Origin of the sequence: Roseomonas mucosa ATCC BAA-692 (assembly GCF_000622225.1) — a bacterium.
In the GTDB taxonomy this organism is placed as follows: domain Bacteria; phylum Pseudomonadota; class Alphaproteobacteria; order Acetobacterales; family Acetobacteraceae; genus Roseomonas; species Roseomonas mucosa.
This window is the reverse complement of record NZ_JHWD01000001.1, coordinates 357819-373219: the sequence shown is the minus strand read 5'-3', so window position 1 is coordinate 373219 and position 15401 is coordinate 357819. Positions and strand designations below refer to the sequence as shown.

Below are 15401 nucleotides of genomic sequence, written 5' to 3'. Positions count from 1 at the left end.
TGCGGCCCGCCGCAGGACCGCACGGCCGCCCCCATCGTTCGGACCGGCATGCGGCACGGGCGCATCACACCTCAGGCATCCGCGGGGTCCCTGAGCCTCCAGGTGGATTGGCGTCCGGGACCCGTTGACGTACATCCATGTATGTAATGCCCCGTCCGAGCAAACCCGATGTGCTGATTCTCGGTGCCGGCGCGGCCGGCCTCGCGGCGGCGCGCGCCTGCCTCGCCCGGGGACTGGCTTGCACCGTGCTGGAGGCGCGGGACCGGGCCGGCGGCCGGGTGCTGACCGATCACAGCCTGGGCTGGCCGGTGGACCTCGGCGCCACTTGGCTGCACGCGGCCGCGCGGAACCCGCTGGCCGCGCTGGCACGGGAACTGGGCTTCCCGCTGCTGAACCATGACGATCAGCGGCTCCACCGCCTCTACCTCGACCGCCCCGGCGATGCCCCAGGTGCCGGGCGCTGGGCGACGGAGGCGGAACAGGCGGAATTCGACGCGGCCTATGACCGCTGGATGGAGGCCGTGCGGGCCGCTCCGCGGGAACCGGACCCTGCCCTGGCCGCCGTGGCGCCGAGTGGCGGCCCCTGGGATGCCAGCATCGCGGCCTGGGAAGGGCAGACCATCGCCGCGGCCGAGCCGCGCGACATGGGGGTGGCGGACTTCCTGCGGAACCAGCTGGAGCCGCCCAACCTCCTGCCGGAGCCTAGCTTCGGCACGCTGCTGGCCACCCTGGCGCGAGGCCTGCCGATCCTCACCGGCTGGCCCGTGGAGCGCCTGCGCTGGTCCGGCGGCGGCATCCGGGCCGAGGGGCCGCGTGGCGTGCTGGAGGGGCGGGCGGCCATCGTGACCCTGCCCGCCAGCCTGCTGGCCGCCGGGGCGCTGCGCTTCGACCCGCCCCTGCCGCCCGGGCATCAGGAGGCGCTGCACGGCCTGCCGCTGGGGCTGCTGACCAAGTTCATCCTGCCGGCCAGCGGCGGGGACCGGCTGGACCTGCCGCCCTTCGCGGGTGCCGAGCGGCGCGTCGTGGAAGGCGAGACCCGCATGACTTTCGTGGCCTGGCCCTTCGGCCGGCCGCATCTGGAGGGCTTCCTCGGCGGCGACCATGCCTGGGCGCTGGAGCGCGAGGGCCAAGCGGCGCAGGTCGCCCATGCCCGGGAGGAGCTGGTCCGGCTCTATGGCGCAAGGGCGCGGCGGGCGATCGACTGGGACCGGGCCCTGGTCAGCCGCTGGGGCAGCGACCCCTTCTCGCTCGGGGCCTACAGCTATGCCCGGCCCGGCGCGGCCGGGGCGCGCGCCGTCCTTTCCGCCCCGCTGGCGGACGGACGCCTCGTCCTGGCCGGTGAGCATTGCCACCCGGACCTCGCCGGCACCGTTGGCGGCGCCTGGGAAACCGGCGAGGCCGCCGCCGCGGCGGTCGCCACGGCCCTGTCGCCGGGGAACGGCTGATGGCGGGCGGGACGGAAGCCGGAGCGCCCTCCTTCATGGTAGAGGGCGAGACGCTGCGGGTCTCGGGCGACCTGACCACGGCAACGGTGGCCCCGGTCTGGGACCGCCTGCCCGGCGAGGCCCAGGGGGTGCGGCGCGTGGACCTGTCGGGTGTCGAGACGATCGATACCGGCGGCGCCACGCTGCTGCTGCGCGCCGCCGGGGCCTGCGAGACCTTCGAGGGCGCGAGCCGCCCGGTCGCCGCCGTGCTGGAGCGGGTGCGCGTGGCGCGGGAGCAGCCGGAGCCCCGGCCGAACGGGCCGCGCCTGCCGCTGGTGTCGGCGCTGGGGGCCTGGGGCGTGGGCGTGTGGCGGGCGATGCTGGTCCGCATCGCCTTCCTGGGCGAGGCCGCCGCCACGCTGGTGAATGCCTTCCGGCGCCGCCGGCAGCTGCGCGCCTCCGAGGCGATGCGCCATCTCGACGAGGCGGGGACGCGCTCCTTTCCCCTGGTGATCCTGCTCGGCGTGCTGATCGGCCTGATCCTGGCCTTTCAGTCCGCCGCGCCGCTGCGCCAGTTCGGCGCGGAGACCTTTATCCCCCGCATGGTCGGGATCTCCCTGCTGCGCGAGCTCGGCCCGCTCCTGGCCGGGGTGATCCTGGCTGGCCGCACCGGCTCGGCCTATGCCGCCGAGCTCGGCACCATGACGGTGAACGAGGAGGTGGACGCGCTCCGCATCATGGGCATCGACCCGATGGTGATGCTGGTGCTGCCGCGCCTGCTTGCCGGCCTGGTGGTGATGCCGGTGATGACCCTGCTGATGAACCTGTCGGGGCTGGTCGGCATGACCGGCGTGATGCTCAGCCTGGGCTATCCGCTGGTCTTCACCGTCAACCAGGTGGCCGAGGGCGTGGTGATGAGCGACCTGCTGCAGGGGCTGTTCAAGGCGGCGGTCTTCGGCCTGGTCATCGCCGGCATCGGCTGCCGCGCCGGGCTGACGGCCGGGCGGGGGCCGCGCGCGGTGGGCGATGCCGCCACGGCAGCGGTGGTCGGCGGCATCGTGGCCATCGTGGTGCTCGACGGCCTCTTCGCCATCCTCTTCTACCGCCTGGGGTTCTGAGCGATGGCGGAACAGCCGGCGCGGGACGCGCCATCCCACCGGGGCGACCGCGCGGACCCGCCGCCGGAGGCCATGGGCGGTGCCGGGGACGGCGAGGCGGTGGTCCGGGCGCGGGACGTCGCCATGCAGTTCGGCAGCAACCTGCTGTTCCGGGACGTGAGCTTCGACGTGCGGCGCGGCGAGGTCTTTGTGATCCTGGGCGGCTCGGGCTGTGGCAAGTCCACCCTGCTCAAGCTGCTGATCGGGCTGATGCCGCCGAGCGACGGCCGGATCGAGATCCTGGGCACGGACATGCTGGCGACCGAGGGCGCCGCGCGCCGGGCGCTGCTGAGCCGGCTCGGCGTGATGTGGCAGTCGGGCGCCCTGTTCGGCTCGATGACCCTGCTGGAGAACGTGATGCTGCCGCTGGAGGCCCATACCGATCTGCCGCCGGAGGGCCGGGCGGAGATCGCCCGCACCAAGCTCGGCCTGGTCGGGCTCAGCGAGGCGGCGAACCGGCTGCCGGCCGAGATCTCGGGCGGCATGGCCAAGCGCGCCGGCATCGCGCGCGCCATGGCGCTCGACCCGCCGCTGCTCTTCCTGGACGAGCCCTCGGCGGGGCTCGACCCGATCACCTCCGCGGGGCTCGACCAGCTCATCAAGGACTTCGCCCGCGATCTCGGCACGACCTTCGTGGTCGTGACGCACGAGCTGCAATCCATCCTGAACATCGGTGACCGCTGCATCATGCTGGACAAGGCCGCGAAGGGCGTGATCGCGCAGGGACGCCCCGGCGACCTGCGCGCCGACCCGCCCAACGACACCGTCCGCCACTTCTTCCGCCGGGAGGCCGAGTAGATGGCCGCGCCCGGGCGGGGCTCCGGCCTCTACCTGCGGGTCGGGCTGCTGATCCTGGCGGGAATCGCGCTGGCAGTCGGCTTCGTGATGTTCTTCACCGCCGGCCGGCTCAACCGCCATTCGGAGATCTTCGAGACCTATTTCCGCGAAAGCGTGCAGGGCCTCGATGTCGGCGCCCCGGTGCGCTACCGCGGCGTGCAGCTCGGCCGCGTCACCGAGATCACCCTGGTCAACTCCGTCTACCGCAACCCGGAAGGGCGGCCTTTCCAGGCGGCCTTCCAGCTCGTCGTGGTGCGCTTCGCCATCGAACAGAACCGGTTGGGGCCGGAGGGCACCGGTCCCGAGCGCGCGGTCGGCTTCGGCCTGCGGACCCGCCTGTCGAGCGCCGGCCTGACCGGCGGCTCCTATATCGAGATGGACTTCGAGAACCCCGAGCGTTTCCCGGTGGAGAAGCTGCCCTGGGCGCCGGCGCATCCGGTGATCCCCTCCATCCCCTCCACCGTGGCGCAGGTGCAGGATGCCGCGCAGAACCTGCTGAGCCGCCTGCAGGGCCTGCCGCTGGAGGACATCATGAACAACCTCGACGGCGTGCTGGCGGATGTCCACCGGCAGACCAGCAGCGGCGACCTGGCGAAGACCCTGGCCGATGTCTCGGCCATGGCCGGCACCCTGCGCCAGACGCTGGACAGCACGGATATCCAGGGCATGGTGAAGGACATCCGCGGCGCGGTGGCGGATCTGCGCCGCACCGTGGCGGGGCCGGAGATGCAGGCGACGCTGCGATCCACCCGCGACGCCGCGGCGCAGCTCAATGCCTCCATGCAACGGCTGCCGGCGGTGATCGGCGCGCTGGAGCGCACGGCGCGCACGGCAGGCCATACGACCAGCGACGTGAACGCGGACCTGCAGCCGATCCTGCGCGACCTGGGGGCGGTGGCCGCCAACCTGCGCGACACGACGGAGACCCTGCGCCGTGCGCCCTCCCAGGCGATCCTGGGCGCGCCGCCACCACCGCCCGCCTGGGCCACGGAGCGCAACCGATGAACGGTCCCACCCGACGCCCTCTGTTGATGCGCCGGCCGGTGCTGGCCGCGCTTCTGGCCCTGCCCGGCTGCTCCGCGCTGCAGAGCCGCCCCTATGTGGAGCCGCTGCGCTTCCGGCTCGACCCCGTGCGGCCCGGGCCACCCCTGCGCGGCTTCGGCGGGCAGACGGTCCTGGTCCGCCTGGCGCGCGCGGCACCGGGGACGGAGGGGCGGATGCTGCGCTCCATCAACCCGGACGGCACAGTGCATGTCGAGTACTACGCCGAATGGGTCGCGCCGCCCGCCGAGGCGATGGACGAGGCGCTGCGCCGCTGGCTCGTGGCCTCGGGCCTCTTCGCCGCGGTACTGGCGCCCGGCACGCGGGCCAGCAGTGATCTGGTGCTGGAGACGGAGCTGACCGCCCTGCATGCCGATCTCGGCCAGGGTCTGGCGCGGGCCAGCCTGTCGGCGGTGCTGTTGCGGGAAGGCGCGCTCGACCGCCGCGCCGTACGCCAGTTCACCGTTTCCGGAACCGCGCCCCTGCCGCCGGAACGGCCGCTGCGGCCGGAACCCCAGGCCCAGGCGATGGTGGCTGCCCTGGCAGGGGCCTTCATGCAGCTGGAACAACAGATTTTGATCGCGTTAAGGTAGTAATCTTCTATTAATACAACTTGCAGTTAACTAAGCATGGCGGTGTTCACGAATACCTAGACAACCGTCAACCTTCGGCCAGGATGGCGCGTTGAGGCGGTTGCTTCAGGGGTCACCCCAATGCCGTTCGATGGCCCGGACAGAGACGACGACTGGAACGACGTCTGGTCGGAATACGACCACCGCCTGCATGCGGCGTGCGCCCTGCCGGCCGGCACCACCGGGAAGCCACTGCCAACCCGACGGAACAGGCGCCACCTGCTGCTCCTGCTGCTGGTCCCGCTGCTGCTGGTCTTCGGCGCCGGGCTCGTCGCGCCGTCCTGGATGATGGCGCAGGACTTCGCCGCGAGGCTGCGGCACATGGATGGCGACGCGCTGTTGCAGATGGCCGACCGGCCCAGCCTCCAGAGGAACCTGCGGCGGGAGTTCGCCTCCCGGACCGATGTGGAGGGCCTTTCGCCCACGGCCCGGAACTGGCTCTCGGACATGGCGGAGGAGATGGCGGATGGCTGGAACGACCCGCAATCCGTCGGCGCCTGGCTGCAACTGCGCCGCTCGCCTCCCTTCCTGTCCCAGCACGTGCTGCGCTCCCTCGGCGATCCCATCGGCACCAGCCATCTCCGCTACGCCGCAGCACGCCTGAACTATGCCGGCGGGATTGCCTTCGACCTTTCCTGGGGGGGCGGGCAGGTGCGGCTCCAGGGCCTGCGCTTCCCGGGCGGCTGACCCTATCCGGCGATACCTTTCCCGTCGGTAAAGGTGCCTTCGGCCGGCCGGCCTGTCATCGAACCTTCATAAAAGTGAAACATGTCCGACGCCTTGGGGGACTAGGGAGCAGCCGGCGGCGGGAGAACATGTCCTGCCGGCAATAACAAATCGCTCCGGAGACCACGCACGGTGTACAGACGCTCCCTCGCTCTCCTCACCGGCCTCGCGCTGCTGACCGCCGCCGTGCCGCACGGCGCCCTGGCCCAGACGGCCGACATCACCGGTGCCGGCGCGTCCTTCCCCAACCCGGTCTATCAGCGCTGGGGCGAGGGTGCGAAGGCGGTCGGCATCCAGCTGAACTACCAGTCCGTGGGTTCGGGCGCCGGCATCAACCAGATCCGCAACCGCACGGTGGATTTCGGCGCTTCCGACGCCCCGCTGAAGCCCGAGCAGCTGACCGAGGCCAAGCTGGTGCAGTTCCCGGCCGTGATGGGCTCGGTGGTTCCCATCGTGAACCTGCCGGGCGTCGAGATCGACCAGCTGAAGCTGACGGGCGAGATCCTGGCCGACATCTATGCCGGCAAGATCACCAAGTGGAACGACCCGAAGCTGGTCGAGCTGAACCAGGGCGTGACCCTGCCCAACGTCGCCATCGCGCCGGTCTACCGCGCCGATGCCTCCGGCACATCCTTCGTCTTCACCTCCTACCTCTCCGCCGTCTCCTCCGACTGGCAGGGCAAGGTCGGCGCCGCCACCTCCGTGAAGTGGCCGGCCGGCGCCGGCGCGCGCGGCAACGAGGGCGTGGCCGGCACGGTGCGCAACACCCGCGGCGCCATCGGCTATGTCGAGAACGCCTATGCCACCCAGAACAAGCTGACGACCGTGCAGCTCCGCAACAAGGCCGGCAAGTTCGTGAAGCCGACCATGGAGAGCTTCATCGCCGCCGCCGGGAATGCCGACTGGTCCGCCCCCGGCATGGCCGCCAGCATCATCGACCAGAAGGGCGACAGTTCCTGGCCGATCGTTTCGCCGACCTTCATCCTGCTGCCGGCCAATCCGGAGAACGCCGACCGCTCCCGCGCGGTGATGCGCTTCTTCGACTGGGCCTTCACCCATGGCGGCGACGCGGCGCGCCAGCTCGAGTACATCCCCCTGCCGGAGAACGTGCAGGCCAAGGTGCGCGAGACCTGGAAGCAGGTGACCGTGGACGGCAAGCCCGTCTGGAACCGGTAAGGTCCGGAACCGGAACATGACCGGAGGGGCCGCGAGGCCCCTCCGGCACTTCTGACCCCAGGAAGGCCCGACCTTGTCCCAGACCGCCTCGCACCTCGCGGGCGCCGCCATCGGCGCCGACCCGGTCCCCCCCCGTCCCAGCCGCGCCACGAGGCGCGCCACCGGCTTCGGCGACACCATCTTCGCGGCCCTCTGCCAAGGGGCCGGCATCCTGGTGCTGCTGCTGCTGGGCGCCATCATCGTGGAGCTGTTCCTGGGCGGCCTCCCGGCCTTCCGGGCCTTCGGCCTCGCCTTCGTCGCCTCGACGGACTGGGACCCGGTGCAGGAGGTCTTCGGCGGCGGCGTGCCCATCTACGGCACGCTGCTGACCGCGCTGCTGGCCATCCTCATGGCCGTGCCGGCGGCCTTCGGCATCGCCTTCTTCCTCACCGAGCTGGCGCCCGACTGGATGCGCCGCCCGGTCGGCGTGGCGGTGGAGCTGCTGGCCGCCGTGCCCTCGATCATCTACGGCATGTGGGGCTTCTTCGTGATCGTGCCCTTCATGGCCACCACCATCCAGCCGCCGATCATCGACACGCTGGGCGAGGTGCCGGTCATCGGCGCGCTCTTCTCCGGCGCGCCCTTCGGCACCGGCCTGTTCACCGCGGCGCTGATCCTGGCGATCATGATCCTGCCCTTCGTCGCCGCCACGATGCGCGACGTGTTCGAGCAGGTGCCGCCGGTCTTCAAGGAAAGCGCCTATGGCCTCGGCGCCACGACCTGGGAGGTGATGCGCGGCGTGGTGCTGCCCTATACCCGTACCTCCGTGGTGGGCGGCATCATGCTGGGCCTGGGCCGCGCCCTGGGCGAGACCATGGCCGTCACCTTCGTGATCGGCAACGCCAACCGCATCTCCGCCTCGCTCTTCGGCCCGGGCAACACCATCGCCTCGCTGGTCGCGCTGGAATTCGGCGAGGCCGGGATGGGCAGCCTGAAGCTTTCCGCGCTGCTGGCGCTGGGCTTCGTCCTCTTCGTCATCTCCTTCGCGGTGCTGGCCGTCTCGCGCTGGCTGCTGCGGCCCCGGCTGAAGGGCTGAACCGATGAGCGCCACCACCTCCCGCCCGGGGCATATCGGCCCGCGCAAGGACCCCGCCGTGGCCCGCGCGCTGGGCCGCAGCCGGCACCGCAAGGACCTGCTGATCCGCGCCTTCTGCATCGCCGCCACGCTGCTGGGCCTGTTCTTCCTCGCCTCCATCCTGCTCACCCTGCTGCTGCGCGGCATGCACGGGCTGTCGCTGCAGACGCTGGTCACGGTGACCCGCCCGCCCGGCAGCGGCGGCGGGCTGCTGAACCCGATCGTGGGCAGCCTGATCCAGGTGTTCCTCGCCACGCTAGTGGGCACGCCGATCGGCATGCTGGTCGGCACCTACCTCGCGGAATACGCCCGCGGGTCGAAGCTCGGCGGCGCCGTGCGCTTCGTCTCGGACGTGCTGCTTTCCGCCCCCTCGATCCTGATCGGCCTCTTCGTCTACCAGCTCCTGGTGCTGCCCTTCGGCGGCTTCTCCGGCTGGGCGGGCGTGGTGGCGCTGGCCATCATCATCATCCCCGTCGTGGTCCGCACCACCGAGGACATGCTGAGCCTGCTGCCCGACACGCTGCGCGAGGCGGTGATCGGCCTGGGCTCGCCCAAGTGGAAGATGGTGGTGCTGGTGGGCTGGCGCGCCGCCGCCTCGGGCATCATCACCGGCGTGCTGCTGGGTGTGGCCCGCATCGCCGGCGAGACCGCGCCGCTGCTCTTCACCTCGCTCGGCAACCTGAACTGGTCGGTCAGCCTGAACCAGCCGATGTCGAGCCTGCCGATCACCATCTACGCCTATGCCGGCTCCCCCTATGAGGACTGGGTCACCCTGGCCTGGGCCGGGGCCCTGATCATCACCCTGGGCGTGCTGGGCCTGAACCTCGTCGCCCGCACCGTGCTGCGCGCCAAGCGCTGAGAGGCTCCGCCATGAATGGAAACGCCACCAACTTCAGCATGCCGAGTGCCTCCTCCAGCAGCCTGGTGGACACGTCCCGCCCCTCCGTGCCGCTGAACGAGGCGGGGATGAGCGTGCGCGACCTGAACTTCTGGTACGGCGACAAGCATGCGCTGAAGGGCATCAACCTCGACCTGCCGCACCGCCAGGTGACCGGCATGATCGGCCCCTCCGGCTGCGGCAAGTCCACCCTGCTGCGCATCCTGAACCGCATGTACAGCCTCTATCCCGGCCAGCGGGCCGAGGGGCAGGTGCTGCTGGACGGGGAGAACATCCTCGAATCGGGCGTGGACATGAACGCGCTCCGTGCCAAGGTCGGCATGGTGTTCCAGAAGCCCACCCCCTTCCCCATGACGATCCGCGAGAACATCGCCTTCGGCATCCGCCTGCACGAGCGGCTGGGCCGGACGGAGATGGCCGAACGCATCGAATGGGCCCTGGCCCGCGCCGCGCTGTGGGACGAGGTGAAGGACCGGCTGGACACCAATGCCGCCGGCCTTTCGGGCGGGCAGCAGCAGCGCCTCTGCATCGCCCGCACCATCGCGGTGCGGCCGGACGTGATCCTGCTCGACGAGCCGACCTCGGCGCTCGACCCGATCAGCACCGCGCGCATCGAGGAGCTGATCGACGAGCTGAAGCAGGACTTCACCATCGCCATCGTGACGCACAACATGCAGCAGGCGGCCCGATGCGCCGACCAGGTGGCCTTCTTCTACCTGGGCGAGCTGGTGGAGGTGGCGCCCGCGGCACAGCTCTTCACCACCCCGCGCGAGCGGCGGACCCAGGACTACATCACCGGCCGCTTCGGCTGAGACAGGGGAAGCGGCCATGGCCAACCAGCCCGAACACATCGTCAAGTCCTACAGTGACGACCTGCGCCGGCTGCGCGAGCTGGTCGCCCGCATGGGCGGCCTCGCCGAGCGCCAGGTGGCCGATGCCGCCTACGTGCTTACCCGGCGCGACGCCACGGCCGCCGCCGAGGTCGCCGCCCGCGACGCCCCGATCGACGGGCTGGAGCGCGAGGTCGAGAGCTTCTGCGTCCGCCTCCTCGCGCTGCGGGCGCCGATGGCGGCGGACCTGCGCTTCATCGTCGCGGCGATGAAGATCAGCCAGGAACTGGAGCGCATCGGCGACTATGCCCGCAACGTCGCCAAGCGCGTCATGGTGATCGCGCAGCAGCCCAATCTCGTCGGGCTGGGCACCTTCGAGGCCCTGTCGCAACTGGTGCAGCGCAACCTCAAGGACGTGATCGACGCGCTGCTGAACGAGGATGCCGAGGCCTGCCGCCGCGTCTGGGCCAGCGACGTGGCGGTGGACGACGTCTATAACGGGCTCTTCCGCCAGCTTCTGACCCACATGATGGAAGACCCGCGCAACATCACCGCGGCCACCCACATGCACTTCATCGCCAAGAACTTCGAGCGGATCGGCGACCACGCCACCAACATCGCCGAGACGGTGTACTTCTCGATCACCGGCCAGAACCTTCCCGACGACCGGCCGAAGGTGGAGGCTCCGGGCGACCTGTCTCCGTCCGACGAATGAGTGCCGCGATCGAGACCGGCACCCGCCCCACCATCCTGGTGGTGGAGGACGAGGCGCCCCTGCTGACCCTGCTGCGCTACAACCTGGAGCGCCAGGGCTTCCGCGTCGAGGAAGCGGCCGACGGGCAGGAGGCGCTGCTGCGCGTCTCCGAAGGCCGGCCCGACCTGGTGCTGCTGGACTGGATGCTGCCCAGCCTGTCCGGGCTGGAGGTCTGCCGCCAGCTCCGCCGCCGCCCGGCGACGCGCGACCTGCCGATCATCATGGTCACCGCCCGCACGGAGGACCAGGACGCCGTGCGCGCCCTGGACACCGGGGCGGACGACTACATCGCCAAGCCCTTCACCGTGGAGGCACTGCTGGCCCGGATCCGCGCGCTGCTGCGCCGCTCCGGCCCCGGCTCGATGCGCGAGGCCCTGGTCTGGCGCGAAATGGTGCTGGACCCGGAAGCGCATCGCGTGACGCGCAACGGCCGGCCGCTGCATCTGGGCCCCACCGAGTACCGCATCCTGGAATTCATGATGCAGCACCCGGGCCGCGTCTTTTCGCGCGAGCAGCTGCTGGACGCGATCTGGGGCCGCGACATCCATGTCGAGCTGCGCACCGTGGACGTGCATATCCGCCGGCTGCGCAAGGCGGTGAACGGGCCGGAGGAGGAGGATGTCATCCGCACCGTCCGCTCCGCCGGCTACGCGCTGGACGTGGAGGGCTGAGGGCGTCGCCCCTCAGCCGTTGTCGCGGAAGCCGGGATAGAGGCACATGCCGCCATCCACGGTGATGGTGGTGCCCACCACATAGTCCGACATGTCCGAGGCCAGCCAGACAGCGGCGTTGGCGATGTCCTCCACATCGCCGACGCGGCCATAGGGGATCAGCTCCAGCAGCCGCTTCCCGGCCTCACCCTGCGTGTTCTCCGCATTGATCCGCGTGGCGATGGCGCCGGGCGCGATGGCATTGATGCGGATGCGCTGCCCCGCCAGCTCCTGCGCCAGGGTGCGCATCATCAGCGCGATGCCGCCCTTCGAGGCGGCGTAGTTCACATGCCCCGCCCAGGGGATGACCTCGTGCACCGAGCTCATGTGGATGATCTTGCCCAGGGCGCGGGACAGCTTGCGGTCGCCCTGCTTCAGGAACTGCCGGATGCCCGCCTGGGCGCAGAGGAACTGGCCGGTCAGGTTGGTGTCGATCACCTTGCGCCAGTCCTCGACCGTCAGCTCCGTGGCCGGCGCATCCTTCTGGATACCCGAATTCGCCACCACGATGTCGATGGCGCCCATCGCCTCCGCACCCCTCGCAAAGAGCGCCGCCACGGAATCCGGGTCGGAGACATCGGCCTGCAGCGCCACGGCCCGGCCGCCCCTGCCCTCGATCTCCGCCACCAGCGCCTCGGCGGGCTCACGGCCGGAATGGTAGTTCACGATCACCGCCGCCCCGGCCGCCGCCAGCCCGCGCGCAACGCCCGTGCCGATGCCGGAACTGGCGCCGGTGACCAGCGCGACCTGTCCATCGAGACGACAATCCATGGCTGTCCTCCTGCCTGTGCCGCAGCGCGGCGGCCCTGTCCCCGGCGATGCCCCGAGGGGCGGAACAGACGGCGGCGGCGAGAGTTGCGGGGCGGCGAGCCAGGCCGGACCGATCCGGACGGTTGACGGAACGGACCGGTTTTCGCCAGCCTCCTCGCCCCGGGGGCCGTCACGGACCACGAATCCTGCCTTTTCCCCGGCCGGAACCAGCCAGGATGCCCACCATGCCGCCGAGCACGCCCTTCACCCGACGGACCCTCCTGGCCGGTGGCGCCGCGCTGGGTCCGGCGGCCGCCCTGTCGCGCCCGGTCCTGGCACAGGGCGATGCGGCGCGGGTGCTGCGCTTCATCCCGCAGGCGGATGTCACCATCCTCGATCCGCTGGCCACCACCGCCTATCCAACGCGCAACCACGGCCATATGTGCTGGGACACGCTCTACGGCATCGATGCCAGCTTCAGGCCGCAGCCACAGCTCGCCGAGGGTCATGTGGTGGAGGATGACGGAAAGCGCTGGGTGTTCACGCTCCGTGAGGGCCCGCTCTTCCATGATGGGGAGAAGGTGCGCGCCCAGGATGCCGTGGCCTCCATCAGGCGATGGATACCGCGCGACACGCACGGCCAGACCCTGACGCAGCGGCTGGACGAGATCCGCGTGCTGGACGACCGGCGCTTCGAGATCCGGCTCAGGCGGCCCTTCGGCCTGATGCTGGACGCGCTGGGCAAGGCCTCCTCCTATCCCTGCTTCATCTATCCCGAGCGCTTCGCCACCCAGGACCCGACCAGGCCCTTCACCGAGGTCGTGGGCTCCGGCCCCTACCGCTTCCTGGCCAATGAGCGTGTCTCCGGCGCCCAGGTCGTCTATGGCCGCTTCGACCGGTACGTGCCGACGCCGGTGGGCACGCCCAGCATGATCGCCGGCCCGAAGCTCGCCCGTTTCGAGCGGGTGGAGTGGAAGGTGATCCCCGACCCCGCCACCTCCGCCGCCGCGCTGCAATCGGGCGAGGTGGACTGGTGGGAGGTCGTGCCCTCCGACCTCAACCCGGTGCTGAAGCGCGCCCGCGACGTGGTGCTGGAGCGCATCGACGATTCCGGAACCTATGCCAGCTTCCGCTTCAACCACCTGCAGCCGCCCTTCGATAAGCCCGAGGCCCGCCGCGCCCTGCTCGGCGCCGTGCTGCAATCCGACTTCATGGCGGCGGCGAACGGGGACGATCCGCGCCTGTGGCGCGACAAGGTCGGCTGCTTCCCGGTCGGCAGCCCGCTGGCCAACGACGCGGGGCTGGAGGCGCTGACCGGCCCACGCGACTACGGCAAGGTGAAGGCCGACCTCGCCGCCGCCGGCGTGGCGGGCGCCAGCGTGACGGCGCTGCACGCCACCGACGTGTCGAACCAGAACGCGCTGATGACGGTCGGCGTGGACATGCTCCGCAAGTCCGGCTTCCAGGTGCAGGACGCGACCTCGGACTGGGGCACACTGCTGCAGCGGCGGCAGAATCGCGGCCCGGCGAATCAGGGCGGCTGGAACGCGCTGGTCGCCCTGTTCAGCGGCATGGAGTTCAGCACCCCGGCCGGGCACCTGCTGCTGCGCGCCAATGGCGAGAATGCCTGGTTCGGCTGGCCGACCTCGCCGAAGCTGGAGGCGCTGCGCGAAGAGTGGTTCGACGCGCCGGACCTGGAGGCGCAGAAGCGCCTGGGACGCGAGATCCAGGCGCAGTTCTTCGTGGACGTGCCCTATATCCCGCTCGGCCAGTATTTCGTGGACAGCGCCTATCGCCGCGGCCTGACCGATATCCGCCCCGGCCTGCCGATCCCGCTGAACGTGCGCCGGGGCTGAGGCAGGCCGCGGCCCCTCCCTGGCTGCTGTTGCGCTTCATGGCTGGCCCCGGATGGCTGGCCCCGGGGGAGAGGCGCCGCCTCTTTCGCCGGCCCCCTCTCCGCCGGGGACCGAAGCCGGTTCCTGGACCCGGGCTTGAGTTGGCGCCTGCCTTGGCAGGGGCGAGCCGTGCTTGTTGCATTGCGAGAGGGTTGCTATCGCAGGCTTCCGTGTTCCTGGGCTGGCCGCGATCGGTGCCCGGGTTCCGGCAAAGGAGAACCCTGCATTGGCGCTCCGGCACAAAGGGCTGGCCTTCACCCTCTTCCTGGGTGCGCTCTCGGCCCTGCCGCCCCTGTCCATCGACATGGGCCTGCCGGGTTTTCCGGCGCTGGAAGCCGATCTGGGCGCCACGCCCAGCCAGGCCACGCAGACGCTGAGCATCTTCCTGCTCGGCTTCGCCTGCGGCCCGCTCCTGCTCGGCCCGCTCTCCGACCGCTTCGGCCGGCGGCCGGTGCTGCTGGCGGGACTGGTGGTCTTCGCCCTGGGCGGGCTCGGCTGCGCCCTGGCCGGATCCCCCGGAATGCTGCTGTTCTGGCGGCTCGTGCAGGGCATCGGCGCCGGGGCGGGCGCGACCCTGCCTTTTGCCATCGTCCGCGACCTTTTCGACGGCGTGGAGGCACGGGTCCGCATGTCCTATGTCACGCTGGTCCTGGGCATCGGCCCGATCGTCGCGCCGATACTGGGCACGCTGGTGCTGGCACTGGGCGGCTGGCGGGCGATCTACGGCACGCTGGGCCTCGGCGGGCTAATCCTGCTGCTGGTCACCGCCTGGGGCTTCGCGGAATCGGCACCGGATGGCCAGCACCACAGCCTGCACCCCCGCCAGATCCTGGCGCGCTACGGCGATGTGCTGCGGCGCCGGGTCTTCCTTGGCAATGCCCTGTCCAATGCCGCCTGTTTCGGCACGCTCTTCGCCTACATATCCGGATCGCCAGCGGTGCTGATGGGCCAGTTCGGGGTGGAGCCGGGCCGCTACAGCCTGCTCTTCGCCTGCTCCGCGGTGACGCTGATGCTGGGTTCGGCGCTCAGCGGCCGTCTGGCCGCGGCGCATGTGCCGGGGCAGCTGGCGTCCCGCGCCGCCCTGTCGCTGACGCTGTGCAGTTCACTGCTGGCCCTGGTCCTGACCCTGTCCGGCAGCCTCGGCTCTGCCAGCCTCGTGACCTTCGCCGCCATCGGCAGCTTCGGCTTCGGCCTCCTGGCGCCGAATGTCACCCATGGCGCTTTGCAGCCGATGGGGCGGATGGCCGGGGCCGCCTCGGCGGCGCTGCGCAGCCTGCAGATGCTGTTCGGTGCCTTGGCGGGCGCGCTGGTGGGGTTGTTCTACGATGACCACAGCGCCCTGTCTCTCACGGCGACGATGGCCGGCTTCGCGCTGCTGGGCTTGGTGCTGCAACTCGCCCTGCTGCCGGGCCGGGAGCCTATGCCGGAACACGCGCCCCCGCACAGCTGACGGGGCC

General features: G+C 71.0%; 15 protein-coding genes. 14 read left to right on the top strand and 1 reads right to left on the bottom strand.

Annotation, left to right across the window (positions count from 1 at the left end):
- The first annotated feature begins 170 nt into the window (after positions 1–170).
- The 12 genes from BT98_RS22870 to phoB all read left to right on the top strand — a co-directional run bounded on the left by BT98_RS22870 (position 171) and on the right by phoB (position 11260).
- On the top strand, positions 171–1445 hold the full coding sequence (locus tag BT98_RS22870; protein ID WP_051004724.1) for a flavin monoamine oxidase family protein: 1275 nt from the start codon (positions 171–173) through the stop codon (positions 1443–1445).
- On the top strand, positions 1445–2542 hold the full coding sequence (locus BT98_RS0101765; protein WP_019459635.1) for an ABC transporter permease: 1098 nt from the start codon (positions 1445–1447) through the stop codon (positions 2540–2542). Before BT98_RS22870 ends, BT98_RS0101765 begins: the two co-directional genes overlap by 1 nt.
- A 3-nt stretch (positions 2543–2545) precedes the next feature.
- The gene (locus tag BT98_RS0101760; protein WP_019459634.1) at positions 2546–3379 is read left to right on the top strand and encodes an ABC transporter ATP-binding protein; all 834 of its coding nucleotides are present in this window, start codon (positions 2546–2548) and stop codon (positions 3377–3379) included.
- On the top strand, positions 3380–4423 hold the full coding sequence (locus BT98_RS0101755) for an MlaD family protein (RefSeq protein WP_019459633.1): 1044 nt from the start codon (positions 3380–3382) through the stop codon (positions 4421–4423).
- Positions 4420–5052 carry an ABC-type transport auxiliary lipoprotein family protein gene (locus tag BT98_RS0101750; protein WP_081798511.1) on the top strand — a complete coding sequence of 211 codons (633 nt, stop codon included), beginning with the start codon at positions 4420–4422 and terminating at the stop codon, positions 5050–5052. Before BT98_RS0101755 ends, BT98_RS0101750 begins: the two co-directional genes overlap by 4 nt.
- A gap of 120 nt (positions 5053–5172) precedes the next feature.
- On the top strand, positions 5173–5778 hold the full coding sequence (locus tag BT98_RS0101745) for a hypothetical protein (RefSeq protein ID WP_019459631.1): 606 nt from the start codon (positions 5173–5175) through the stop codon (positions 5776–5778).
- Positions 5779–5949: 171 nt separating this feature from the next.
- Entirely contained in the window at positions 5950–6993 is a 1044-nt protein-coding gene (pstS, locus tag BT98_RS0101740; RefSeq protein ID WP_019459630.1) for a phosphate ABC transporter substrate-binding protein PstS, read from the top strand.
- Between the two features lie 73 nt (positions 6994–7066).
- A complete protein-coding gene (gene pstC / locus BT98_RS0101735; protein ID WP_019459629.1) occupies positions 7067–8068 on the top strand; it encodes a phosphate ABC transporter permease subunit PstC in 1002 nt (333 codons plus the stop codon).
- 4 nt (positions 8069–8072) lie between these two features.
- Positions 8073–8966, top strand: coding sequence for a phosphate ABC transporter permease PstA (gene pstA, locus BT98_RS22865; protein ID WP_019459628.1), 894 nt, complete (start codon positions 8073–8075; stop codon positions 8964–8966).
- 107 nt (positions 8967–9073) lie between these two features.
- Positions 9074–9817, top strand: a complete 744-nt coding sequence (pstB, locus tag BT98_RS0101725) for a phosphate ABC transporter ATP-binding protein PstB (RefSeq protein ID WP_237719320.1) — start codon at positions 9074–9076, stop codon at positions 9815–9817.
- A 16-nt stretch (positions 9818–9833) separates the two neighbouring features.
- On the top strand, positions 9834–10550 hold the full coding sequence (phoU, locus tag BT98_RS0101720; RefSeq protein WP_019459626.1) for a phosphate signaling complex protein PhoU: 717 nt from the start codon (positions 9834–9836) through the stop codon (positions 10548–10550).
- On the top strand, positions 10547–11260 hold the full coding sequence (gene phoB, locus BT98_RS0101715) for a phosphate regulon transcriptional regulator PhoB (protein WP_019459625.1): 714 nt from the start codon (positions 10547–10549) through the stop codon (positions 11258–11260). The genes phoU and phoB overlap by 4 nt, the downstream gene beginning before the upstream one ends.
- Positions 11261–11272: 12 nt before the next feature.
- Here the strand turns inward: phoB and BT98_RS0101710 are convergent, their stop codons facing one another.
- Entirely contained in the window at positions 11273–12070 is a 798-nt protein-coding gene (locus tag BT98_RS0101710) for a glucose 1-dehydrogenase (RefSeq protein WP_019459624.1), read from the bottom strand.
- 215 nt (positions 12071–12285) lie between these two features.
- Here BT98_RS0101710 and BT98_RS0101705 point away from each other — a divergent pair, with 215 nt between their 5' ends.
- Entirely contained in the window at positions 12286–13905 is a 1620-nt protein-coding gene (locus tag BT98_RS0101705) for an ABC transporter substrate-binding protein (RefSeq protein WP_019459623.1), read from the top strand.
- 265 nt (positions 13906–14170) lie between these two features.
- Positions 14171–15394 carry a multidrug effflux MFS transporter gene (locus BT98_RS22860; RefSeq protein ID WP_019459622.1) on the top strand — a complete coding sequence of 408 codons (1224 nt, stop codon included), beginning with the start codon at positions 14171–14173 and terminating at the stop codon, positions 15392–15394.
- The last annotated feature ends 7 nt before the right edge of the window (positions 15395–15401 follow it).

Excerpts from the sequence above, each read along its gene's own strand:
- BT98_RS0101710 (WP_019459624.1), bottom strand. The coding sequence starts at position 12,070 with ATGGATTGTCGTCTCGATGGACAGGTCGCGCTGGTCACCGGCGCCAGT.
- pstB (WP_237719320.1), top strand. The coding sequence starts at position 9,074 with ATGAGCGTGCGCGACCTGAACTTCTGGTACGGCGACAAGCATGCGCTG.
- phoU (WP_019459626.1), top strand. The coding sequence starts at position 9,834 with ATGGCCAACCAGCCCGAACACATCGTCAAGTCCTACAGTGACGACCTG.
- BT98_RS0101705 (WP_019459623.1), top strand. The coding sequence starts at position 12,286 with ATGCCCACCATGCCGCCGAGCACGCCCTTCACCCGACGGACCCTCCTG.
- BT98_RS0101755 (WP_019459633.1), top strand. The coding sequence starts at position 3,380 with ATGGCCGCGCCCGGGCGGGGCTCCGGCCTCTACCTGCGGGTCGGGCTG.
- phoB (WP_019459625.1), top strand. The coding sequence starts at position 10,547 with ATGAGTGCCGCGATCGAGACCGGCACCCGCCCCACCATCCTGGTGGTG.
- BT98_RS0101760 (WP_019459634.1), top strand. The coding sequence starts at position 2,546 with ATGGCGGAACAGCCGGCGCGGGACGCGCCATCCCACCGGGGCGACCGC.
- BT98_RS0101765 (WP_019459635.1), top strand. The coding sequence starts at position 1,445 with ATGGCGGGCGGGACGGAAGCCGGAGCGCCCTCCTTCATGGTAGAGGGC.
- BT98_RS0101745 (WP_019459631.1), top strand. The coding sequence starts at position 5,173 with ATGCCGTTCGATGGCCCGGACAGAGACGACGACTGGAACGACGTCTGG.
- pstA (WP_019459628.1), top strand. The coding sequence starts at position 8,073 with ATGAGCGCCACCACCTCCCGCCCGGGGCATATCGGCCCGCGCAAGGAC.
- BT98_RS0101750 (WP_081798511.1), top strand. The coding sequence starts at position 4,420 with ATGAACGGTCCCACCCGACGCCCTCTGTTGATGCGCCGGCCGGTGCTG.